Source organism: Mesorhizobium jarvisii, from assembly GCF_003601985.1.
Lineage (GTDB): Bacteria > Pseudomonadota > Alphaproteobacteria > Rhizobiales > Rhizobiaceae > Mesorhizobium > Mesorhizobium jarvisii.
Map to the genome: position 1 here is coordinate 23667 of NZ_QZXA01000009.1, position 23106 is coordinate 46772.

26 protein-coding genes are annotated in these 23106 nt (G+C 63.6%); 23 read left to right on the forward strand and 3 right to left on the reverse strand.

Features of this window, described 5'->3' with window-relative positions; genetic code table 11:
- Nucleotides 1-136: 136 nt before the first annotated feature.
- From D3242_RS22265 to D3242_RS22335, 15 genes are all read left to right on the forward strand, one after another.
- Entirely contained in the window at nt 137-1771 is a 1635-nt protein-coding gene (locus D3242_RS22265) for a Na+/H+ antiporter (protein ID WP_064982535.1), read from the forward strand.
- Between the two features lie 193 nt (nt 1772-1964).
- Nucleotides 1965-3278, forward strand: coding sequence for a serine hydroxymethyltransferase (gene glyA, locus D3242_RS22270; RefSeq protein WP_019857608.1), 1314 nt, complete (start codon nt 1965-1967; stop codon nt 3276-3278).
- Nucleotides 3279-3374: 96 nt separating this feature from the next.
- Nucleotides 3375-3953, forward strand: a complete 579-nt coding sequence (locus D3242_RS22275) for a hypothetical protein (protein ID WP_171880420.1) — start codon at nt 3375-3377, stop codon at nt 3951-3953.
- 26 nt (nt 3954-3979) lie between these two features.
- Entirely contained in the window at nt 3980-4309 is a 330-nt protein-coding gene (locus D3242_RS22280; protein WP_019857610.1) for a GlpM family protein, read from the forward strand.
- Nucleotides 4310-4404: 95 nt separating this feature from the next.
- Nucleotides 4405-4884, forward strand: coding sequence for a transcriptional regulator NrdR (gene nrdR / locus D3242_RS22285; RefSeq protein WP_019857611.1), 480 nt, complete (start codon nt 4405-4407; stop codon nt 4882-4884).
- A gap of 2 nt (nt 4885-4886) precedes the next feature.
- On the forward strand, nt 4887-6017 hold the full coding sequence (gene ribD / locus D3242_RS22290; RefSeq protein WP_064982539.1) for a bifunctional diaminohydroxyphosphoribosylaminopyrimidine deaminase/5-amino-6-(5-phosphoribosylamino)uracil reductase RibD: 1131 nt from the start codon (nt 4887-4889) through the stop codon (nt 6015-6017).
- A gap of 12 nt (nt 6018-6029) precedes the next feature.
- The gene (locus D3242_RS22295; protein ID WP_064982541.1) at nt 6030-6647 is read left to right on the forward strand and encodes a riboflavin synthase; all 618 of its coding nucleotides are present in this window, start codon (nt 6030-6032) and stop codon (nt 6645-6647) included.
- A 109-nt stretch (nt 6648-6756) separates the two neighbouring features.
- On the forward strand, nt 6757-7251 hold the full coding sequence (gene ribH / locus D3242_RS22300) for a 6,7-dimethyl-8-ribityllumazine synthase (RefSeq protein ID WP_064982543.1): 495 nt from the start codon (nt 6757-6759) through the stop codon (nt 7249-7251).
- The gene (nusB, locus tag D3242_RS22305; protein ID WP_019857616.1) at nt 7248-7748 is read left to right on the forward strand and encodes a transcription antitermination factor NusB; all 501 of its coding nucleotides are present in this window, start codon (nt 7248-7250) and stop codon (nt 7746-7748) included. The genes ribH and nusB overlap by 4 nt, the downstream gene beginning before the upstream one ends.
- On the forward strand, nt 7745-8962 hold the full coding sequence (locus tag D3242_RS22310) for an MFS transporter (RefSeq protein ID WP_064982545.1): 1218 nt from the start codon (nt 7745-7747) through the stop codon (nt 8960-8962). The genes nusB and D3242_RS22310 overlap by 4 nt, the downstream gene beginning before the upstream one ends.
- 180 nt (nt 8963-9142) lie before the next feature.
- On the forward strand, nt 9143-10054 hold the full coding sequence (gene osmF, locus D3242_RS22315; protein ID WP_064982546.1) for a glycine betaine ABC transporter substrate-binding protein OsmF: 912 nt from the start codon (nt 9143-9145) through the stop codon (nt 10052-10054).
- A 55-nt stretch (nt 10055-10109) separates the two neighbouring features.
- Nucleotides 10110-11273, forward strand: coding sequence for an ABC transporter permease (locus tag D3242_RS22320; protein WP_064982548.1), 1164 nt, complete (start codon nt 10110-10112; stop codon nt 11271-11273).
- Nucleotides 11270-12208: an ABC transporter ATP-binding protein gene (locus tag D3242_RS22325; RefSeq protein WP_064982550.1), complete on the forward strand. Its 939-nt coding sequence runs from the start codon at nt 11270-11272 to the stop codon at nt 12206-12208. The genes D3242_RS22320 and D3242_RS22325 overlap by 4 nt, the downstream gene beginning before the upstream one ends.
- The gene (locus D3242_RS22330) at nt 12205-12954 is read left to right on the forward strand and encodes an ABC transporter permease (protein WP_064982552.1); all 750 of its coding nucleotides are present in this window, start codon (nt 12205-12207) and stop codon (nt 12952-12954) included. Before D3242_RS22325 ends, D3242_RS22330 begins: the two co-directional genes overlap by 4 nt.
- 261 nt (nt 12955-13215) lie before the next feature.
- Complete coding sequence (locus D3242_RS22335) at nt 13216-15357, forward strand: sodium-translocating pyrophosphatase (protein ID WP_038646275.1); 2142 nt, start codon at nt 13216-13218, stop codon at nt 15355-15357.
- A gap of 238 nt (nt 15358-15595) precedes the next feature.
- Here D3242_RS22335 and D3242_RS22340 read toward each other — a convergent pair whose 3' ends face one another.
- Nucleotides 15596-16111 (reverse strand): outer membrane protein assembly factor BamE, encoded by a 516-nt coding sequence (locus D3242_RS22340; protein ID WP_027046739.1) that lies wholly within the window; start codon nt 16109-16111, stop codon nt 15596-15598.
- A gap of 115 nt (nt 16112-16226) precedes the next feature.
- Here D3242_RS22340 and D3242_RS22345 point away from each other — a divergent pair, with 115 nt between their 5' ends.
- The 7 genes from D3242_RS22345 (at nt 16227) to D3242_RS22375 (ending at nt 21088) form a co-directional block, all read left to right on the forward strand.
- On the forward strand, nt 16227-16772 hold the full coding sequence (locus D3242_RS22345; protein ID WP_027046740.1) for a ubiquinol-cytochrome C chaperone family protein: 546 nt from the start codon (nt 16227-16229) through the stop codon (nt 16770-16772).
- A complete protein-coding gene (locus tag D3242_RS22350; protein WP_038646281.1) occupies nt 16772-17320 on the forward strand; it encodes a YceD family protein in 549 nt (182 codons plus the stop codon). Before D3242_RS22345 ends, D3242_RS22350 begins: the two co-directional genes overlap by 1 nt.
- A gap of 113 nt (nt 17321-17433) precedes the next feature.
- Entirely contained in the window at nt 17434-18504 is a 1071-nt protein-coding gene (gene plsX, locus D3242_RS22355; protein WP_019857626.1) for a phosphate acyltransferase PlsX, read from the forward strand.
- 9 nt (nt 18505-18513) lie between these two features.
- On the forward strand, nt 18514-19485 hold the full coding sequence (locus D3242_RS22360) for a beta-ketoacyl-ACP synthase III (RefSeq protein WP_019857627.1): 972 nt from the start codon (nt 18514-18516) through the stop codon (nt 19483-19485).
- A 102-nt stretch (nt 19486-19587) separates the two neighbouring features.
- Nucleotides 19588-19911, forward strand: a complete 324-nt coding sequence (locus tag D3242_RS22365; protein WP_010915609.1) for an integration host factor subunit alpha — start codon at nt 19588-19590, stop codon at nt 19909-19911.
- 211 nt (nt 19912-20122) lie between these two features.
- Complete coding sequence (locus D3242_RS22370) at nt 20123-20662, forward strand: MerR family transcriptional regulator (protein WP_027046741.1); 540 nt, start codon at nt 20123-20125, stop codon at nt 20660-20662.
- A 123-nt stretch (nt 20663-20785) separates the two neighbouring features.
- On the forward strand, nt 20786-21088 hold the full coding sequence (locus D3242_RS22375) for an MDR/zinc-dependent alcohol dehydrogenase-like family protein (protein ID WP_027046742.1): 303 nt from the start codon (nt 20786-20788) through the stop codon (nt 21086-21088).
- 91 nt (nt 21089-21179) lie between these two features.
- Here D3242_RS22375 and D3242_RS22380 read toward each other — a convergent pair whose 3' ends face one another.
- The gene (locus tag D3242_RS22380; RefSeq protein ID WP_064983509.1) at nt 21180-21458 is read right to left on the reverse strand and encodes a hypothetical protein; all 279 of its coding nucleotides are present in this window, start codon (nt 21456-21458) and stop codon (nt 21180-21182) included.
- Nucleotides 21459-21841: 383 nt separating this feature from the next.
- Here D3242_RS22380 and D3242_RS22390 point away from each other — a divergent pair, with 383 nt between their 5' ends.
- Entirely contained in the window at nt 21842-22264 is a 423-nt protein-coding gene (locus D3242_RS22390) for a hypothetical protein (protein ID WP_027046743.1), read from the forward strand.
- 163 nt (nt 22265-22427) lie between these two features.
- On the opposite strand, the gene D3242_RS22395 is transcribed toward D3242_RS22390, so the two are convergent.
- The gene (locus tag D3242_RS22395) at nt 22428-23042 is read right to left on the reverse strand and encodes a hypothetical protein (protein WP_019857634.1); all 615 of its coding nucleotides are present in this window, start codon (nt 23040-23042) and stop codon (nt 22428-22430) included.
- Nucleotides 23043-23106: the final 64 nt, after the last annotated feature.

Genomic DNA, 23106 nt, shown 5'->3' on the forward strand with positions numbered 1-23106 from the left:
CTGGTTGACCAGCCGCGCCACCGCCTTTTGATTCCGGCCATACGGTCTGCTGCCCCATCGGTCACTGCCGTCCCGGCGCTGTCTGGACGCGAGACCGGCGATTGCGCATGGTTCGTTAAACAGCCGGAATCGCGCCATGCAAGCCGCCATCTTCGTCCTCGTCGTGTTGGTCTTCGTCGCCGTTTCAGGCGCGCTGGTGCGGGTGCCGCTGCCGGTCCTGCAGATCGCCATAGGTGCTGCCCTTGCCTGGCCGGTGCGCGGCATCCATGTCGAGATCGATCCGGAACTGTTCCTACTGGTGTTCATTCCGCCGCTGCTCTTCAGCGATGCTTTCGGCGCGCCCAAGCGCGAGCTGATGGCACTGCGCGGGCCGATACTCGACCTTGCCATCGGCCTCGTCTTCTTCACCATTGTCGGTTTCGGCTATGCCTTGCACTGGCTCGTGCCGAGCATTCCGCTGGTCGTTGCCTTCGCGCTCGCGGCCGTGCTGTCGCCGACCGATGCGGTGGCCGTCTCCTCGATCGTCGACAGGAACGTCGTCCCGGCGCGGCTGATGCACATTCTGGAAGGCGAGTCCCTGCTCAACGATGCGTCGGGCCTGGTCATGTTCCGCTTTGCCGTCGCGGCGGCATTGACCGGCAGTTTTTCCTTTGCCGCCGCTTCGCTGAGTTTTGTTTACGCTGTGGCGGTCGGTATCCTCGCCGGCGTGGCGGCCTTGTTCGTCGCCGCCAAGGCGCTGCAACTGTTGAACCGCATAGGCGGCGTGCCGGCCGAGGCGCAGGTGCTGATCACCATTCTGCTGCCCTTCGTCGCCTATCTCGGCGCCGAGCATTTCGGGGCCTCGGGCATCCTGGCCGCGGTGACCGCCGGTCTCTTGACCGGGAGCACCGGGATATTCCGCTTTCTCGGCGTCTCGGCGCGCATGCAGACGATCTCGCTCTGGACAACGTTTTCCTTCGTCTTCAACGGCGCGCTGTTCATCGTGCTTGGCCTGCAGCTTCCCGAAATCATTCGCAAGGTGCCGCCCGAACTGTCCAGCCGCCATTGGCTTCTGGAGCCGGTCCTGACGGTTCTGCTGCTGACCCTTTGCCTGATCGCGCTCCGCTTCGTCTGGATCTGGATTGGCGACATCACAGCGGGTTTTGCGGCGCGGCTCGGCAAGCGGCAGGCCGAACCGTTCGGCCTGCGGGTGCGGCTCGCCGGATCGGTTGCGGGCGTGCGCGGCGCCATCACGCTGGCCGGCATATTGTCGCTGCCGCTGGCCCTCCGGGACGGTTCGCCATTCCCCGCGCGCGACCTGGTCATCTTCCTCGCCGCCGGCGTCATCATCTGTTCCTTGGTCATCGCCAGCCTGGCGTTGCCGGTGATCGCGCGCGGCCTGGTCGAGCCCGGCGAAGACGCCGGCGCCGCGGAGGAACGCATGGCGCGTGTCGGCGCGGCGAAGGCGGCGATCGCCCACCTCGAAAGCATCGCGCAGACCGATGAAGAGGAGGGCGATGTGCCAGGCCTCAAGCTCGCTGCCGCCAACGGCATTGTCGCTGCCTACCGGCGCCGCATCGCGGCGTCCGACGAGGCCGATGAGGCGCGCGCCGAGGTGCGCGAGGCGGGAAGGCTGGAGATCGATCTGAGGCTCGCCGGCATCTCCGCCGAGCGTGACGCCTTGCGCGCCATGCTTCGCCGCGGCGAGATCAACGACCACACAGCGCGGGCGCTGTTCACCGAGATCACCCTGACAGAAGCCCTTTTGAACGGCAGGCAGACACGGAAATAGCACCGGCGGTGCTCAGCGGCCGCGGATTTGCAGTCTCTGCCGCAAACCGGCCAGCAAATTTCGCGCCGCAAACGTGGCGGGTCGAAAACAACTGTGTTAATGGCGCGGCAATGCGTGTCGCCCAAAAGTGTGCAGCGGTTTTGGGGCAACGATAAGCATAAGCAAATTGCCCCGAACCGGAGGATTTCAGGCCATGGCAACAGCAGCGGCAGCGTCGAACAAATTCGAATCCTTCTTCGAAACCACGCTGGAAGACGCCGATCCGGAGATTTTCGGCGCCATCCGTAACGAGCTTGGCCGCCAGCGTCATGAGATCGAGCTGATCGCCTCGGAAAACATCGTTTCCCGTGCGGTGCTCGAGGCGCAGGGGTCGATCATGACCAACAAATACGCCGAGGGCTATCCGGGCAAGCGCTACTATGGCGGCTGCCAGTTCGTCGACGTGGCCGAGGAACTGGCCATCGAGCGGGCGAAGAAGCTGTTCGGCTGCAATTTCGCCAACGTCCAGCCGAACTCCGGCAGCCAGATGAACCAGGCGGTGTTCCTGGCGCTGCTGCAGCCCGGCGACACCTTCATGGGCCTCGACCTCAATTCCGGTGGCCATCTCACCCACGGCTCGCCGGTCAACATGAGCGGCAAGTGGTTCAAGGTTGTCTCCTACGGCGTGCGCAAGGAAGACCATCTGCTCGACATGGACGCGATCGAGAAGACCGCGCATGAGACCAAGCCGAAGCTGATCCTGGCCGGCGGCACCGCCTATTCGCGCATCTGGGACTGGAAGCGCTTTCGCGAGATCGCGGATGCGGTCGGCGCGTATCTGATGGTCGACATGGCGCATATTGCGGGCCTGGTCGCCGGCGGCGTGCATCCCTCGCCATTGCCGCACGCCCATGTGGTGACGACCACCACGCACAAGTCGCTGCGCGGCCCGCGCGGCGGCATGATCCTGTGCAACGACGAAGACATCGCCAAGAAGATGAACTCGGCGGTGTTCCCCGGCCTGCAGGGCGGCCCGCTGATGCATGTCATCGCCGCCAAGGCGGTGGCCTTCGGCGAGGCGTTGAAGCCGAGCTTCAAGGTCTATGCCGAGAGTGTGGCCGCCAACGCCAAGGCGCTGGCTTCGAGCCTCAAGGAGACGGGCCTCGACATCGTCTCCGGCGGCACCGACAACCATCTGATGCTGGTCGATTTGCGCCCCAAGAACGCCACCGGCAAGCGCGCCGAGGCAGCGCTTGGCCGCGCCAACATCACATGCAACAAGAACGGCATTCCCTTCGACCCGGAAAAGCCCTTCGTCACCTCGGGCGTGCGTCTCGGCACCCCGGCCGGCACCACGCGCGGCTTCGGCCAGGCCGAATTCCGCGAGATCGGCAAGCTGATCGCCGAAGTGCTGGATGGTCTCAAGGTCGCCAATTCGGACGAGGGCAATGCCGCGGTCGAGGCGGCGGTCAAGGCCAAGGTCGTGGCGCTGACCGATCGGTTTCCGCTCTATCCCTACCTCGGCTGACATCCTTATCGATTGACCAGGCGCGAAGCGTCATCTTTTATCCGCCGGCGGTGCGCCACCCCTGATCGGGTGGCGCATGGAACTGGAGAAACGATGATGCGCAATTTTCGTATCGCCTTGCTCGGCGCTGTGGGATGGCTGGCCGTCTATGGACCTGCTTCGGCGCAGACACAGCCCGCTCCGGACATGCCTGTCACAAGCACCTTCGGCCGATGGACAACCATGGTCGATACACTCGATACCGGCCAGGATGCGCACAAGACCTGCGCGGCTTCGACGGCGTTCTACGATGCGAGCGGCAATTCGGGTACGCTGACCTTGTCGATCTCGACCGGCGATGCGCTGCCGCCTAATGCCTATCCGGCCATCATGCTCACCGTCGACAACAAGCAACTGCCGACCGGCAAGAAGATCGCGGCGACGTTCGGCGATCCCGGGGTCAAGGTTTCGGCAACGGTCTATTCCAACGATGCCGGCATCGGCCGTCCTAGCTGGACGGTCGACAATCAGGCCAAGACCAGTCTCGCGCTACTGCGAGCCATGCGTCAGGTCGTCTCGCTCGACGTGACTTTCGGCAAGCAGGCCTTCGCCAGCATCCCTATGGACGGCTTCACCAAGGCCTACCGCAACCTCGGGACGTCTTGCGGCTTCCCGACCAAGGACGTCGCGCCGTGACGGCCTGGTCGCGGTAGGGACCGCGGATGGACATCGTCTGGAAGGGTGTGGTCGGCGGGCTGGTGACGGCGCTGATCGTCTGGGCGTCCAAACGGGGCAATGTCCTGCCAGGTATCCTGCCGCTGGCGCCGACCTTTGCCGTCATTGCCTTGCTCGCCGTCGGCGCCAAAGGCGATCCGGGCGGTTTTCGCGATGCCTGCCTTGCCGGAATGAAGACAATTCCCGCCTATCTTGCCTTCCTCGGCGCCTGCTGGTTGTTCATAGACAAGGTCGACTATCGCCTGGCTGTTGCCGGCGGCATCGCCGTCTGGCTGGTTGCCGCGCTGGCAATCTTCCTCGCGCCTCGCTATCTCTGATGCTGCAGTCCGTTGAAGAGACGCAACGGCTTCAATCCCGGTCGGAAAAGCTCTAAGCCTTTCGCCTCACCAGATTCGCGAACCCAAGGCTCTCCATGCGCTGTCCCTATTGCCAGTCCGAAGATACGCAGGTGAAGGACTCGCGCCCCGCCGAAGATGGCGCGGCGATCCGCAGGCGGCGTATCTGCCCCGATTGCGGTGGCCGGTTCACCACCTTCGAGCGCGTCCAGTTGCGCGATCTGGTCGTGGTCAAGAAGTCGGGCCGGAAAGTGCCGTTCGACCGCGACAAGCTGCTGCGCTCGGTCGAGATCGCGGTGCGCAAGCGCAATGTCGATCCCGAACGCATCGACCGCGCGGTGACCGGCATCGTGCGCCAGCTCGAAAGCTCCGGCGAGACGGAAGTGGCCTCCGGCGAGGTCGGCCGGCTGGTCATGGAGGCGCTGAAGTCGCTCGACGACGTTGCCTATGTGCGTTTTGCCTCGGTCTACCGCAATTTCCGCGAGGCCAAGGATTTCCATGAACTCCTGGGCGAGCTGAAGGGCGACGAAGACAAGAGTGAAGAGGACGCCGGCTGAGCATGGCAGCATCGCAACTGAGCGAGGCCGAACAAGCGGCCCTTGATCGTCGTTTCATGGCCGCCGCCTTGCGGCTTTCGCGGAGGAATGCCGGCCGCACCTCCACCAACCCTTCTGTCGGCACGCTGATCGTGCGCGATGACGGCGAGGGGCCGATGATCGTCGGTACCGGTGTCACCGCCATTGGCGGCCGGCCGCATGCTGAGACCGAGGCGTTGGCCGAGGCCGGCGAGCTCGTGCGTGGTGCCACCGCCTATGTCACGCTAGAACCTTGCGCCCATCACGGCCGCACGCCGCCTTGCGCCAATGCCCTGGTCAATGCCGGCATTGCGCGCGTCGTAGGGGCTGCCAGCGATCCGGATCCGCGTGTCTCCGGCAAGGGCTATGCCATCCTGCGCGCCGCCGGCATCGAGGTGGTGGAGAAGGTGCTGGCCACGGAAGCCGCCGAGCAGATGGCAGGCTATTTGATTCGATCTCTGCGAAAACGCCCGGAAGTGACGCTGAAGCTTGCGCTTTCGAGCGACGGCAAGATCGGCAGGAAAGGCGCCGGCCAGGTTGCGATCACCGGCGAGATCGCGCGTCGCGATGTCTATCTGATGCGCGCGGAGTCCGACGCCATCCTGATTGGCATAGGCACGGCGCTGGAAGACGATCCGGCGCTGACTGTGCGACTGCCGGGGCTGGAAAACCGTTCGCCGGCGCGCATCATCCTCGATCGCCAGATCCGGCTGCCGGAAGCCTCGAAGCTGGTTTCCGGTGTCGACCGCGTGCCGCTCTATGTCGCTGCGTGTCTTGAGGCCGATCCGCACCGTCGGGCTGCACTCGAACGCGCCGGCGTACGCTTCATCGGCACCGAAACCCATGACGGCGTCGTCGCCTTGCCGGAACTGCTCGAAGACTTGGCGGCGCTCGGCATGGCAAGCGTGCTGGTCGAGGGCGGCGCCCAGGTCGCCAAGGCATTCCTCGACGAAGATCTGGTCGACCGCATCGTGTTGTTCCAGGGGCCGGAGGCGATCGGCGAGGATGGCATTGCATCGCCGGTTGATGCAGACCATATCCCGGCAGGCTTCCGCAAACTGCGCGAGATGCGTTTTGGCGAGGACAGCTACGCCGAGTGGGTAAGGGACCTCTAGGGATCAGCATCGATGTTTACCGGAATTGTCACCGATATCGGCACCGTCGCGGCTATCAAGCCGCTCACCGAAGGCGTCGGCTTGCGTATCGATACCGCCTATGACCCCGAAACCATCGCCATCGGCGCCTCGATTTCCTGCGGCGGCGTCTGCCTGACGGTCACGGCGCTGCCCGAACATGGCTCGAACGCGCGCTGGTTCGAGGTCGAGGCCTGGGAAGAGGCCTTGCGGCTGACCACGGCTTCGAGCTGGAAATCCGGCAGCAAGGTCAATCTCGAACGGGCGCTGAAGATCGGCGATGAGCTCGGCGGCCATATCGTGTCGGGCCATGTCGACGGCACCGCCGAGATCGTCGAGCGCAAGGACGAGGGCGACGCGGTGCGCTTCACGCTGGAGGCGCCGCGCCATCTGGCGAAGTTCATCGCGCCAAAGGGCTCCGTCGCGCTCGACGGCACGTCGCTCACCGTCAACAAGGTCGAGGGCACCCGCTTCGACGTGCTGTTGATCCACCACTCGCTGACCGTGACCACCTGGGGCGAGCGCAAGCTCGGCGACCGCGTCAATCTCGAGATAGACACCATGGCCCGCTACGCCGCGCGGCTGATCGAGGCGGCGAAAGAGGGGCTCTAGCAAGTCTGCCGAACCGGCCGGTCCAACGCGTCTGGCACCCTCCAGCAATCTTCTGCTTGCGATCAATCTGGCTTCGGCCTAAGTCACCGGCAACCCCCCGGAGACTTTTATGGCTGGTACATCCCAACACGGCAAAGCCTTCATTCGTCCGAAGGCGAAGGCGCATCTGCTGATTGTCGAAGCGCGCTTTCACGACGACCTTGCCGACGCGCTGCTCGACGGCGCGACGAGCGCGCTCGAGGAAGCGGGCGCGACTTACGACGTCGTCACCGTTCCAGGTTCGCTCGAAATTCCCGCAGTGATTACCTTCGCGCTGGATGGCGCGGCGGAAGGCGGCACAAATTACGATGGTTTTGTCGCGCTCGGCACGATCATCCGGGGCGACACCTATCACTTCGATATCGTCGCCAATGAATCCAGCCGCGCGCTGATGGACCTGTCCGTGCAGGACTCGGTCTGCGTCGGCAACGGCATCCTGACCACCGAGAGCGATGCGCAGGCATGGACGCGGGCCAAGCGCTCGGAAGGCGACAAGGGCGGCTTTGCCGCGCGTGCGGCGCTGACCATGATCGCGCTCAAGGAACAATTGGGAGCGCGATCGTGAGCGAACCCGCTTCGCCCGGACAGCCCGCTGTGCGCCATGCCAACAAGCGTGGCGCGGCCCGTCTGGCCGCCGTGCAGGCGCTCTATCAGATGGATGTCGCCGGCAGCGGCGTCTTCGAGATCACCGCCGAATATGAGGCGTTCCGGCTTGGCAAGGAAGTCGACGGCGCGCTTTATCGCGAGGCGGACGCCCAATGGTTCCGCGCCATCCTGACCGGCGTCGTCGAGAACCAGAAAACCATCGATCCAGTCATCCGCCAGGCGCTGACCGATGATTGGCCGCTGTCGAGGCTCGATTCGACGCTGCGCGCCATTATGCGCGCCGGCGTCTATGAATTGATGAAGCGCGAAGACGTGCCGGTGGCGGTCATCGTTTCGGAATATGTCGACATAGCCAAGGCCTTCTACGAGGAAGACGAGCCGAAGCTGGTCAATGCCGTGCTCGACCGCGTGTCACGCCGGGTGCGCGGCGAGGGGCGCGGCAAGGACGCATCGTGACGGCTATCGCCATTGAGACGGGCAGGGAGGCGCGGCGCACCGCGCTGATTCTCGCCGCCTCACAGGCGATCATCGGCTCGGCGGCGCCCATCGCCATTTCGATGGGCGCGCTGGCCGGCCAATACCTGCTTGGTGCCGACAAATCGCTGGCGACGGCGCCGATCACCGGCTTCAATGTCGGTGTCGCTCTCGGCGCCTTACCCGCCGCGGCCATTATCCGCCAACTGGGCCAGCGGGGCGGCTTCATGACCGGGACTGTCGTCACCGCGCTTGGCGGTCTGATTGCCACGCTGGCGCTTTTCCACGGTAGTTTCTGGTTGTTCGCGTTCGCGTTGCTGGTGATCGGCATCGGTGGAGCCTTCGTCCAGCAATTCCGCTTCGCTGCCGCCGACAATGCGCCGCCGCAGTTCAAGGCGCGCGCCATCTCCTTTGTGCTGGCCGGCGGCATTATCACCGCCATCCTCGGGCCACAGATCGTCATCTTCACCCGGGAACTGTTCGCACCGGTGATGTTTGCCGGATCGTTCGCCTCCATCCTGCCGCTGGCAGCCGTGGGCGCGATTATCCTGTCGTTTCTGCGCCTGCCGGCGAAGGCGGCGAGCAAGGTTGACGTTTCCGGCGGCGATGCCAGGCCCCTGTCCGAAATCGTCACCAAGCCGCGCTTCGTCGCCGCACTGTTCTGCGCCGTCGGCAGTTATGCGCTGATGAGCTTCGTGATGACCGGCGCGCCGCTGGCCATGGTCGGCTGCGGCCTGTCGGAGGACGATGCGACGCTTGGCATTTCCTGGCACGTCATGGCGATGTTCGCGCCGAGCTTCTTCACCGGCTCGCTGATCCATCGCTTCGGCGCCGAGCGCATCGTCGCCATCGGCCTGATCCTGCTCATCGGCTGTGCTGCCGTTGCCTTGTCGGGCCTGGCGCTGTGGCAATTCTGGACGTCGCTGATCCTGCTCGGCCTTGGCTGGAATTTCGGCTTCATCGGCGCCACCGCCATGGTCGCGGCCAGCTACCGGCCGTCGGAAAAGGGCAAGGTGCAGGGGTTCCACGACTTCGTCCTGTTCGGCTCCGTCGCCTGCGCGTCGCTGCTGTCGGGCATGGTCTACAACGCCTGGGGTTGGGAGATGCTGAACTGGATGATCTTTCCGGTCACAGTTCTGTGCTTCGTGGCCCTCGGCGCGCTCAAGGTGACGGCCCCGCGCAACGCGCGCACCTGATCCCTGAACTGCTGTCGAGCTGACATGATGCTGTCAGGATTGCTTCGGTTGAATTTGCCGATCTGAAACAAAATTATTGCGTCTGTGCCTATTGTTATGAAACCGTGTGCCCCGACTGGCCGTTGAAGCCATGCTCATATGCGGCCGCCGCATTCCGGTTCACAGCAAAGGGTTTTCACAATGTTTTCAGTCAAGGGTTTCGCCGGCGCGGCATTGGCGCTGGCCATCACGGCAACTTCCGCCAGTGCTCAGGTGGTCGTCTCTTCGAAGATCGATACCGAGGGTGGCGTGCTCGGCAACATCATCCAGCTCGTTCTCAACGCCAACAACATCAAGACATCGGACCGCATTCAGCTCGGCGGCACGCCGGTGGTGCGCAAGGCGATCACCGCCGGCGAGATCGACATCTATCCCGAATACACCGGCAACGCCGCCTTCTTCTTCGAGAAGGCCGATGACCCGGTCTGGAAGGACGCCGCCAAGGCCTATGAGACGGCCAAGAAGCTCGACTACGACGCCAACAAAATCGTCTGGCTGTCGCCGGCGCCGGCCAACAACACCTGGGCGATCGCCCTGCGCAAGGAAGTGACGGACCAGAACAAGCTCGTCACGCTTTCGGACTTCGGCAAATACGTCGCCGGCGGCGGCAAGGTGGTGCTCGCGGCTTCCGCCGAGTTCGTCAATTCGGCGGCCGCCCTTCCGGCCTTCCAGACCACCTACGGCTTCACGCTGAAGCCGGACCAGCTGATCACGCTTTCGGGCGGTGACACGGCGGCGACAATCGCCGCGGCCGCCAACCAGACCAGTGGCGCCAACGCCGCCATGGTCTACGGCACCGATGGCGGCATCGCGCCATCCGGCCTTGTCGTGCTTGAGGACGACAAGGGCGTTCAGCCTGTCTACCAGCCGGCGCCGATCATCCGTGAATCCGTACTCAAGCAACATCCCGAGATCGAGACGCTGCTGAAGCCGGTCTTCGCCAAGCTCGACCTGGTCACGCTACAGGAGCTAAACGGCCGCGTGCAGGTTGGCGGCGAACCGGTCAGGGGCGTCGCCGAGGACTTCCTGAAGAAAAACGGCTTTCTGAAGTAGGACGATTCCGGCGCGCCGCTCGCGTGGCGCGCCGGAACGACCGACGGGGAAGGGCGTGAAGATCCGTTTCGACAAGCTCGGCGTGGTCATTGCCGCGATCGCGGCCTATGCGGCGTTCCTCGCTCCCTTCGCCACGTTCCGCGCCAATCGGATCGTTCCGGGCCAGGCGCGCTCGATTCTCGAGGCGCTGCCAGCAACCGCCGGGCCATTGCTGATGGCTATCGTGATCGTCGCGGCGCTCATGGCGCTCTTCAGGACACCGCTTATGCTGCGCCTTGCGGCCAGTGTCGTGGCGCTTGCCGCGCTCGCGCTGCTCGTCGGAGTTGCCGGCACATTCTTGACGCCGGCCGGCAACACCCTTGCCAGGGTATCGCCGGCCTCCGGGTTCTGGGTACTCATCTTCGCCTTCACGCTTTTGCTGGCGGACGTGCTGACGCGCCTGAACTTGTCGCCTTGGGCCCGCGTCGCTGTACTGGTCGCCGCCGCCGTGGCCATCGGGCTGCTGCTAGTGTCGGGAGCCTGGAACGACCTTTCCATCCTGAAGGAATACGCCAACCGCGCCGACAGTTTCTGGGCCGAAGGTTCCAAGCATGTGACGCTGGCGCTTGGCTCGCTGCTTGCGGCGGTCGTCGTCGGCCTACCGCTCGGCATACTCTGTCATCGTGTCGAAAGGCTGCGGGCCGGTGTGCTCAACGTGCTCAACATCATCCAGACCATTCCTTCGATCGCGCTGTTTGGCCTGCTGATCGCGCCGCTCGGCTGGATCGCCACGCATGTGCCTGGAGCGGCCGCGCTCGGCATTCGTGGCATCGGCACCGCGCCGGCCTTCGTCGCCCTGTTCCTCTATTCGCTGCTGCCGGTTGTGGCCAACACCGTGGTCGGCCTCGCTGGCGTGCCGCGCGCCGCCAACGACGCGGCGCGCGGCATGGGCATGACCGACCGCCAGCGCCTGTTCGGCGTCGAATTCCCGCTGGCCTTTCCGGTGATCCTCACCGGCATCCGCATCGTGCTGGTGCAGAACATCGGCCTCGCCACCATCGCAGCGCTGATCGGTGGCGGCGGCTTTGGCGTCTTCGTCTTCCAGGGCGTTGGCCAGACCGCGATGGACCTGGTGCTGCTCGGCGCGGTGCCGACCGTGGCGCTCGCCTTCGCCGCCGCCATCATCCTCGACGCAGTGATCGAAATGACCGCCACCAAGCGCAGGGTTGAAACGGCATGATCGAGATCGAAGGCATCACCAAGCGCTATGACACGACCACCGTCGTCGACGACGTCTCGATGGTCATCGAACCACGTACCATCGCCGTCATTGTCGGCACCTCAGGCTCGGGCAAGACGACGCTGCTGCGCATGATCAACCGGCTGGTCGAACCGACCGCTGGCATTATCAAGCTCGACGGCGCCGACAATCGTTCGGTGCCGGGCTACGAACTGCGCCGAAGCATCGGCTATGCAATCCAAGGCCACGGCCTGTTTCCACATCGCACCGTGGCGCAGAATATAGCCACCGTGCCGGTCCTGCTTGGCTGGGAAAAGAATCGCATCAGGGCGCGTGTCGATGAGCTGATGACACTCTATCAGCTCGACCCCCAGGAATTCGGACCGCGCTACCCGCACGAACTGTCCGGTGGCCAGCAGCAGCGGGTCGGCGTGGCCCGCGCGCTCGCCGCCGAACCCAACGTGCTGTTGATGGACGAGCCGTTCGGCGCGCTCGATCCGATCATCCGCACCAAGGCGCAGGAGGATCTGTTGGCGATCCAGAAGCGCTTCGGCACCACCATCATCCTCGTCACCCACGACATGGAAGAGGCCGTGCATATGGGCGACAAGATCGCCGTCATGGATGCCGGCAAGCTCGTGCAATACGCCAAACCCGCCGAGATCCTGGCAAACCCGGCCAGCAGCTTCGTCGAGACCCTGGTCGGCGCCAGCGAAAGGCCATTCAGGCTGCTGTCGCTCGGACGGGTGCGTGACGCGGTGGAAAACGGCGCCGCCGAGGGCGAAGCCATCCCCGGCGATGCCAGCCAGCGCGATGCGCTGGCTGAACTCCTATGGACAGGCCGGCCGGCGCTGCCGGTCAAAGGCGCCGACGGCAAGCCGCTCGGCCGCGTTACGGTGGATGGGCTGGTCAAGCGGGCGGCGAGGCCGGCATGAAAGCCTGGCTGCCTTTGCTGCTCAGGCTTGCGCTGGTGGTGTTGCTTGTGGCGTTCGTCACCAGTCCGGGCTGGTTTGAGCCGATGCTCAAGCCGCTGACCGAGAACAACGCGCCGGTGATCTACAATCAGGGCAGCCTGCTGACGCTGACGCTGCTGCATTTGCGCACGGTGCTGATCGCCACCGTCGCCGCGACCATCGTTGCGGTGGCTCTGGCCATCCTTGTCACCAGGCCGGCGGGCGCCGAATTCCTGCCGCTGTCGCGCAGCCTGGTCAATATCGGCCAGACTTTCCCACCGGTGGCGGTCCTGGCGCTCGCCGTGCCGGCTGTCGGCTTCGGCGAGAAGCCGACTTTGATCGCGCTGTTTCTCTATGGCCTGCTGCCGATCTTCGAGAATGCTCTGACCGGGCTGACGACGCTGCCGGCCAATGTCGTCGAGGCGGCGCGCGGCGCGGGCATGACCGGCTGGCAAAGGCTTACCAAGGTCGAGCTGCCGCTCAGCGCGCCGATCATCCTGGGCGGCATCAGGCTCTCGGTGGTGATCAGCCTGGCCACCGCCACCATAGGCTCGACGGTTGCCGCCAAGACGCTGGGCGAGGTGATCATCGCTGGCCTTCTGTCCAACAATCTTGCTTTCATCCTGCAGGGCGGCCTGATCGTGGCGGCCCTTGCCGTGCTGATCTATGACGGATTGTCGGCGATCGAGCGCTATGCGGCGCGGCGCATGGGACGTGAGGCGGAGTAGTCCTTCGGGATGCTGACGGCCTGTCGGCACGATCCTTTGGGTCATTTCAATCGATCTAAATGAGGACCGCGCCAGGCAGGGTCGTCGCGACTTTTGTCTTTTGGGCGAAAGCCGGGCAAAAACTGAACAATATCTTGACGTTCGCGGCACTGTTTCGCATACACCGATGCGAAGAGGCGGATTCCGTGCGCGGGATTCCATCTTTGTCTCATCGGCCCAGGGAGGGGTTCATTTGGGCCAACAATCGAGGAAAAATCGGCAATGACCATTATTTCCGCCGTCATCGCCTGCGGCTTGCTTTCTGTCCTATACGCTATCTGGGCGACACGTTCGGTCCTTGCGTCCGACCAGGGCAACGCACGCATGCAGGAAATCTCCGCCGCCATCCGCGAAGGCGCGCAAGCCTATCTGGCGCGCCAGTACACCACCATCGCCATCGTTGGCGTGGTCGTGCTCTTGCTCGCCTGGTGGCTGCTTTCGATCACCGCCGCGATCGGCTTCCTGATCGGCGCCGTCCTGTCGGGCGCTGCCGGCTTCATCGGCATGCATGTTTCGGTGCGTGCCAACGTGCGCACCGCACAGGCGGCCTCCAACAGTCTGGCCGCCGGTCTCGACATCGCCTTCAAGTCGGGGGCCATCACCGGCATGCTGGTGGCGGGCCTGGCGCTGCTCGGCGTCTCGATCTACTACCTCATCCTGACTCATTTCATGGGCCTGCAGCCCAATGACCGTATCGTCATTGACTCGCTTGTCTCGCTCGGCTTCGGCGCCTCGCTGATCTCCATCTTCGCCCGTCTCGGCGGCGGCATCTTCACTAAGGGCGCCGATGTCGGCGGCGATCTCGTCGGCAAGGTCGAAGCCGGCATTCCCGAGGACGATCCGCGCAATCCGGCCACCATCGCCGACAATGTCGGCGACAATGTCGGCGACTGCGCCGGCATGGCCGCCGACCTGTTCGAGACCTATGCGGTGACGGTCGTTGCCACCATGGTTCTCGGCGCCATCTTCTTCGGTGGCACCGCCATTCTCGGCGCCGCGATGCTCTATCCGCTCGCCATATGCGGCGCCTGCATCCTGACCTCGATCGTCGGCACCTTCTTCGTCAAGCTCGGGGCCAACGGTTCGATCATGGGCGCGCTCTACAAGGGCCTGATCGTGACCGGCCTGTTGTCGATCGTCGGCCTCGGCGTCGCCACCTCGGTATGCCTTGGCTGGGGCGAGATCGGCACGGTCGCCGGCATGGTCATCACCGGCAAGAACCTTTTCATCTGCGGCCTGATCGGGCTTGCGGTGACGGGTTTGATCGTGGTGATCACTGAATACTACACCGGCACCAACAAGCGCCCGGTCAACTCGATTGCCCAGGCGTCGGTCACCGGCCACGGCACCAACGTCATCCAGGGCCTCGCGGTCTCGCTGGAATCGACGGCGCTGCCGGCCATCGTCATCGTCGGCGGCATCATCTCGACCTACCAGCTCGCCGGCCTCTACGGCACGGCGATTGCCGTCACCACCATGCTCGGCCTCGCCGGCATGATCGTTGCGCTCGACGCTTTCGGCCCGGTCACCGACAATGCCGGCGGCATTGCCGAAATGGCCGGTCTGCCCAAGGAAGTGCGCCACTCCACCGACGCTCTCGACGCTGTCGGCAACACCACGAAGGCCGTGACCAAGGGCTATGCCATCGGCTCGGCCGGCCTCGGCGCATTGGTGCTGTTCGCCGCCTACTCGAACGACCTGAAGTTCTTTGCCGCCAACGGCGACAAATATCCCTACTTCCAGGGCATGGGCGAGATTTCCTTCGATCTCTCCAACCCTTACGTTGTCGCCGGCCTAATCTTCGGCGGCCTGATCCCCTATCTGTTCGGCGGCATCGCCATGACGGCCGTTGGCCGCGCGGCGGGCGCCATCGTCGAGGAGGTGCGCAAGCAGTTCCGCGAGGATCCCGGCATCATGGCCGGCACCTCCAAGCCGAACTACGCACGAGCCGTCGACCTTCTGACCAAGGCGGCGATCCGGGAAATGATCATCCCGTCGCTGCTCCCGGTGCTGGCGCCGCTCGTCGTCTATTTCGGCGTGCTCTTGATCTCGGGGTCGAAGGCCTCGGCCTTTGCCGCCCTCGGCGCCTCGCTGCTCGGCGTCATCGTCAACGGCCTGTTCGTCGCCATCTCGATGACTTCGGGCGGTGGCGCCTGGGACAACGCGAAAAAGTCGTTCGAGGACGGCTTTGTCGACAAGGACGGCGTCAAGCATCTCAAGGGTTCCGAAGCGCACAAGGCTTCGGTGACCGGCGATACGGTCGGTGACCCCTACAAGGACACCGCCGGCCCCGCGGTCAACCCGGCGATCAAGATCACCAACATCGTCGCGCTCCTGCTTCTGGCCGTGCTCGCGCACGGCTGAACGGAGCCTGGCCGTTAGATAAAACCCGCGGGGAGCGATCCCCGCGGGTTTTTTGTTTGGCCCGGATCAGGCCCATTGCTCACTTCAAACCCCAAGACCCGCTGGTTTTTGACGCCGGCTTGCCCCGTGCTGGCCGTCCTGGCTCACCTTGGCCAAACAAAAACCCGTGAGATCGCTCCCACGGGCTTTTGGTCGCCTGAGATGTTGCTGCCTTCCCGAGGGAAGCAGGATCTGATGATCAGGGAGTGCCGCCGCCGGGGATGCCGGGCGCCAGCTTGCTGGCGCCGTTGATGATCTGGCTGAGGAAGTTCTGGTCCTTGCCGCCAGTCGGCGTGGTGCGCGAGATGAAGTCGAAGATCTTGCCATCCTTCATGCCGTAATTGGCGATCTGGGTGACGCGGCCATCGGCGCCGAAATAGACCGCCAGAACTTTCTGGTCGACGAGCCTGGGCTTATCGAAGGCGACATAGCGCTTGCGCGTCTGCGAAATGTAATAAAAGGCCTCGTTGTCGAAAGTCGCCGTGGTCGACGGCGTGCCAAGCGCCAGAAGCACCTGCTCACGGCTGGAACCGACGGGCACCGAATCGACGGCCTGCTGATCGTAGACGTAACCTTGCGTGAACGTCTCGCTCGGATTGAGGTCGCCGATCATCTTGTTGGTGTGACACGCCGAAAGCGCCGAAACGACGAGCAGCAGCGAGATTGCGCCGGCAGGCCTGGACGAGAAGGTCGACTTGAAATTCAGCGCGCGCAACAACAATTCTCCATTATATCGCCGCAACTTGCGCTGGGCCGCAAAACCGGTAAACCAGCTTGCCTGCCGATGCAACAAGGCCAATTCAACAAACGGTCCCCGGGAGACCATCCCCATGTTCCAGCGCCTTTTTGGTCGCGAACGCCACGCCAACCGCGCCATAACGGACGCGCTTTACGCACAAATCGTGGCGGCGGCGCGGCAGACTGTATTTTATTCCCACTGGAATGTGCCGGACACACCGCTCGGCCGTTTCGAGATGCTTTCGCTGCATATGTTCCTGTTCCAGCATCGCTTGCGTGGCGAGGGCGGCGTGGCGCAGGAGATCGCCCAGGTGCTGATCGACGAGTTCTTTCTCGACGTCGATCATTCGCTGCGGGAACTCGGCATTGGCGATGTCGGCGTGCCCAAGCGCATGAAGAAACTGGCGAAGATGTTCTATGGCCGCACCGCCGCCTATGATGATGCGCTGGAAAGAAGCGATCGTGACGGGCTGACCGCGGCGCTTGCCCGCAATGTCCGGCCCGATACCGGTCCATGGCCGGAGGCGTCGCAACTGGCCGACTATGTCGCCGACGCCTGCCGGCAACTGGCCGCGCAGCCGTCGCAATCGATCGTTTCCGGCACGGCGGTGTTTCCGCTCGCCAAGGGAGGTGCTTGATGAAACATGCTGATCCGCCTAGCCCGGTTTCCTTTTTCGCGAATGTCGCCCGGCTGCCGCAGAAGGGCCTGCCGGTGGTGATCGAGGCCGATGCCGCCCAGCGCGCCGCGCTTGCCGAGGAGCACGGGCTGCTGTCGGTCGAAGCCTATCGCGCCGAACTCCTCGTCGCTTCCTGGAAACGCAATGGCGTCAAGGTCAGCGGCCGTGTCGAGGCCGATATCACCCAAGCCTGCATCGTCACGCTCGATCCCGTTGAAGCGCATATCGACGAGCCAGTCGAGGCGCTGCTGCTGCCCGAGGATTCCAAGCTTGGGCGGCAGGGGTTCGAGGGCGGTGGCGAGATCCTGCTCGATGCGGATGGTCCCGACAGCCCCGAAACATTCTCCGGCGACACGATCGATGTCGGCGCTCTCGCCGAGCAGTTCTTCGGACTGGCGATCAACCCCTATCCGCGCAAGTCGGGCGCGTCGCTGGATGCCGGCGGCGAGACCGAAGCGGTGGAGAATGAATTTCAGCAAAAACTGCGATCCTTGCTGGGAAAATCCTGAAAACCTCGCCCGCGATGGAAAAGTCGGTTGTGTGAAAACCCAAAACCGCTATTTTCGCCGAACCTTCGCGATCACTAAAGCGACCTGCCGCATAACCGTGAGATAAATACCGCGTGATCAGGATTTCCATCGATGCCATGGGCGGCGATCACGGACCAGCCGTGGTCATTCCGGCGCTCATGACGGTCGCGACTCGCCGTCCCGACATCCGCTTCGTCATCTACGGACGTGAGGAACTTGTGCGCCCCGAACTGGCCAAGTTCCCCAAATTGGCCGAGGTGAGCGAATTCTTCCATTGCGAGATCGCGGTCAGGATGGACGACAAGCCCAGCCAGGCGTTGCGCCATGGGCGCTGGAAGTCGTCGATGTGGAAGGCGGTCGAAGCGGTCAAGTCGGGCGCCGCTGACGCCTGTATCTCCGCCGGCAACACCGGCGCGCTGATGGCGATGTCGAAATTCTGCCTGCGCACCATGGCCACCATCGATCGCCCGGCGATCGCGGCATTGTGGCCGACATTGCGCGGCGAAAGCGTGGTTCTGGACGTCGGCGCCACCATTGGCGCCGATGCGCAACAGCTCATTGATTTTGCCATTCTCGGCACCGGCATGGCGCGCGCCGTATTCGGCATTGCTAGGCCCACCGTCGGCCTGCTCAACGTCGGCGTCGAAGAGATCAAGGGCCAGGAAGAGGTCAAGGAGGCAGGGCGCATGCTGCGCGAGGCCAACATGGCCTCGATGAACTATCATGGCTTTGTCGAAGGCGACGATATCGGCAAGGGTACGGTCGATGTTGTGGTGACGGAGGGCTTCGCCGGCAACATCGCGCTGAAGACCGCGGAGGGCACCGCTCGCCAGATCGCAGGCTATCTGCGCGCCGCGATGAGCCGCACCCTGATGGCCAAGATCGGCTATGTCTTCGCCAAGGGCGCCTTCGATCGCCTGCGCGAAAAGATGGATGTCGGCCGCTCCAATGGCGGCGTCTTCCTGGGGCTGAGCGGCATTGTCGTCAAAAGCCATGGCGGTGCCGATTCGGACGGGTTCGCCGCGGCGATCGAGCTCGGCTATGACATGGTGCGCAACAATCTGCTCGACCGCATCGAAGCCGACCTGGACCTGTTTCATGCGCGCAACCCGCGTGCCCTGTCATCCCGGAAATCCGACGTCGTTACCGACGCGAAGGAATAGGAAAGAACTTTGATCAGATCAGTCGTGCGCGGCACGGGCGCCGCGCTGCCCCGCCGCATCATGAAGAATGCCGATTTCGAGGGCATGGTTGAAACCTCGGACGAGTGGATCGCCCAGCGTACCGGCATCCGCCAGCGTCATATCGCGGCCGACGACGAGACGACGGCTTCCCTGGGAGAGGCCGCGGCACGTGCCGCCCTTGCCAATGCCGGGCTGACGCCTGATGACATCGACCTGATCGTGCTGGCAACGTCGACGCCCAACAACACATTCCCGGCCACCGCGGTCGAGATCCAGAACCGGCTCGGCATGCATCACGGCTTCGCTTTCGACATGCAGGCGGTGTGTTCGGGCTTCGTCTATGCGGTGACGACAGCCGACCTCTACATCCGTGGGGGGCTCGCCAAACGTGTGCTGGTGATCGGCTCGGAAACGTTCTCACGCATCCTCGACTGGAGCGACCGCTCGACCTGCGTGCTGTTCGGCGATGGCGCAGGGGCACTTGTCCTGGAGGCGGGCGAGGGAGCTGGCACGATTGCCGACCACGGTGTCCTGGCGGCCAGCCTGCGCTCCGACGGCGTGCACAAGGACAAGCTTTTCGTCGACGGCGGACCGTCGACCACAGGAACGGTCGGTCACCTCAGGATGGAAGGCCGCGAAGTCTTCAAGCATGCGGTCGGCATGATCACCGACGTCATCGAGGCAACCTTCTCGGCCGCCGGCATATCGGCCGACGATCTCGACTGGTTCGTGCCGCACCAGGCCAATAAACGAATTATTGACGCATCTGCCAAGAAGCTCGGGATAGCAGAGCAAAAAGTGGTGGTTACGGTCGATTTGCACGGTAACACCTCGGCGGCTTCCGTGCCGCTGGCGCTGGCGGTGGCCGTTGCCGATGGCCGCATCAAGAAGGGCGACCTCGTCCTCCTGGAAGCGATGGGTGGCGGCTTCACCTGGGGCGCCGTTCTGGTTCGCTGGTAAGTGCCGAACGGCTCGGTTTCGGTCCTTGACCTTGCCGGATCAATTACTTAGGCTCTGCCGTTGTTGTGCCGATTTTACGTTTTGAACTGATGGGACGGTCGCATGGGGGGAAAGACACTTACGCGTGCCGACCTGGCGGAGGCCGTCTACCGAAAGGTCGGCCTGTCGCGCACTGAATCCGCCGAACTGGTCGAAGCCGTGCTGGACGAAATCTGCGAAGCCATTGTGCGTGGCGAGACGGTCAAGCTGTCGTCTTTCGCGACGTTCCATGTCCGCTCCAAGAACGAGCGCATCGGGCGCAATCCCAAGACCGGCGAAGAGGTGCCGATCCTGCCGCGCCGGGTGATGACGTTCAAATCGTCCAACGTGCTGAAGAACCGCATCTTGCGCTCTCACCAGAACAGCAAGGCAAAGGGCGGCAAATAGCCTTCATTGTACGGTTGAAAACCTGCCCCGCGATCACGCCGGGCTTGAATATTGCTTCACAAACCGCTGAAATAAGGCCCGATTCGGCAGCATGGCCGGATTGGTGTTCCGCGTATGATCCATTCCGCGCAAACGGAATGAGCTTCTCTTTGTTGAGCCTGATCTCGCTGAAGACCGTTCCGGATCACGCTCCAGCGTGAGGATTTCGCCCATGGACAAGAGCCCTGACGCCTTCCGTACCATCAGCGAGGTCGCCGAAGATCTCGACCTGCCACAGCATGTGCTGCGCTTCTGGGAGACACGCTTCAACCAGATCAAGCCGATGAAGCGCGGCGGCGGCCGTCGCTATTACCGGCCGCAGGATGTCGAACTGATCAAGGGCATCCGCCACATGCTCTACGACCAAGGCTACACCATCAAGGGCGTGCAGAAGCTGCTGCGCGAGAACGGCAATCATTTCCTGGTTGCAATCGGCAATGGGGACATGGCCGCCGTCGAGGCGATCTCGCAACGAAAGCAGGCCGATCAGGTGCCTCTGACGCCGGCGGCACAGCCGCGCGGCGGCGATGACGAGCTGGTAGGTCAGCCAAGGGTCAAGCCGAGCCGCCGCTTTTTCGGCCTGGGCAAGAGCGATGAGGAAGGCCCGGTTCAGCCGGACTCGTCGAAACTCTCGCGCGACAATCGCGCGCTGCTGCAGGAAGCGCTGTTCGACCTCCTGGAATGCAAGCGCCTGCTTGACCAGGTGCGCTGACATCAGCGCGAAGCGCATTGAAGCCTCGATACCGGAACCCGCCTCGGGGTGAGGCGTTACGTTTCCTTCTGCAAGACGTCGTTCAGCAAGACGACGTCGCATGGCAAGACAAGGAAACGCATGATGGCATCTTTTTCGACCCTTTCGGACATCGACCTCGAAAAGCAGGTCGCGGCCCTCTCGAGGGAACTCGCGGCGTTGCGCAAGGCGGTGTCAAAGCGGGGTGGCGCCTACTATGAAGATGGCCGCGATGCCGCTTTCGACACGTATTCGGATCTCGCGGGACGCCTGCGCGATGCGATGCCGGCAATCCGCAAACAGGGCAGGGTGGTCGAGAAATCGGCTCGTGACCATCCGGCTGCGGCCGCCGCGGTTGGGCTTGTGGTGCTCGGTCTGGTCGCCAGCCTGCTGTTCAGCCGGCGCTAAGGGGCGCTCTCGGTCATAAGACAAGGAATTCAAACAAGAAAATGGCGGCGGGCCTTGGAGGGTGAGCCGCCATTCTCTTCGCTGTCAGTGGTTACTTCGCGAGCTTGATCTTGGCCTGGGGCGAAACCTGCGCGGTCTGGCTGCATTTGCCATAGACCGTGCCATTCTTATCGGTGGCGTCGGTATAGGTGCCCTTGCACTCGATCGAGAGCACCAGACAGTGGCCGGCGCCCTTGCAAACCGCGCCGCCGTCGCCGGTGGGGTGCGTGCCGTTGGCGAAAGCCGGATTCGTCATCGACATCGAGCCGATTGCCGAAATGGCGATGGCGGCAGCGAGCGAGAGGCGCTTGAAGCTCGAGATGTTGGTCATTTCTGCATTTCCTTCCGTTTGATTGGGGATCGCCTTTCCGGCGTCCGTCTGGTTGGGGATCGCCTTGCCGGCGTCCATGCAGGCTTAGTGCCGCCCTCGAAGGAAAGGTTCATGCGGAGATAAAAATGCGCGCCGCCCTCGGCAGGGGCTTTGCGCGCCAGTGATCAGCCGTGCTTTGGCATCCCGTACGGAGCGCGTCGGCATGGACGCGCGGGGGATGTCATCGGCATGGGCGTGCGGGGATGTGATCAGAGCGGCAGCCGCCCCAGCACGCGTCGGCATGGCGGTCTCGGGGCAGGTATCGCGGCTCATGGCGAGCGCACGGACGCGGCCGGATTGGGCAGATAGCTCAGCTTCAGGAAAAATCGCGTCACAAGGGCGGGTTGGCGAAGCGTGAGCTGCAATCGCGCGACCGGCAGAACGATGCTGTCTGTCCAGGAGATATCGGCCTGGCCATCATCGGGATGCCTGGCCCTGTTCGCGAAAGCCCGGTCTCGGGCTTGGCATTGCATGACCAGGAGAAGACCAGCCTTGAACAAGAAACCAAGGCCGGTCTTCTCGTTGGCAGTCTGTATTTAGTAGGCCTTCTTCACATGGTGGCGGTGATGAACGTAGTGGTGAACGCGGTGATGACGAACATGGTGATGATGGACGCGGTGATGACGATGATGCTTTGCCATCGGGGCCGCATCGGCGCTCGTCGCACCGATGACCGGCGCCGTGAAAGCGAGTGCAACTGCAAGCCCGAGGGCCGAGAGGAGGGACTTCTTCATGGATCGTTTCCTTCTTTCGCCGGCAGATCTTAAAATCGGGTCGATGGCCCGATCGCCGCGAATGGAATTACGCTCCTGATTTTTTTCGTCAGTATTTCCCGATTGTAGAATTTTGTTTCCGGCGTGTTTCTGGGGAACCGGCTTCCCGACACTTTATTGTGAGGGCCGAAAAGCCGGCTCTTGCCGCTGATTTCGGCTACATCGGCGGGATCACGCCATTGTTTCCCACCACGACGCGGCTGGAACTCAGCGTCCCGTCAGCCTCGCGCTGGGCGGTGGCGAAGACCGTCGCGCCCGGCTTGAGATCGGCCGGCGTGGCCGGGGCGAAGGTCACGACGGGCGTGTCGTCGGGGATGGAAATCTTCTTGGTCTGCCCGTTATCGTAGGTCAGCGTCACGGCGCGCCCGCTTATGTCGGTGACGTCGGCCACGGTGCCGTTGGTCATGCGGCTGTTCGGCTGCAGATCCCAGGGACGGTCGCCTTCGCCGGTGCCTTTCAGGGCGGCTGGGAAAATCACCACCTCCAGCGCGCCGCTGCCGCCATCCGCCTTCGAGACGGAGGCGATGCCGAGGAAGTCGCCCTGCTTGATGTCCTTTTGCGAGGCGCTGGCGACGCCGGAGATCTTCCACCCGGTATTGAGCTTGATCGCGGAGGTGTCGCCCTGGCGGGTTTTGACGGTCAGCAGCGACGGCTCGAAACTGACCACCGTGCCGCGCACGCGTAGCGTGTCAGCCGCCTGGGCGGTCGCCGCTCCGGCGATGAAAAGGCTGGAAATCGTGCCGAGCACGAGGAGGGACGTCTTGAAGTTCATAGTGGGGATCCTTCTGGGAACGGGCCGGCTGGAACCGGATGGTTTCACGCCGGCGCATCAGAAC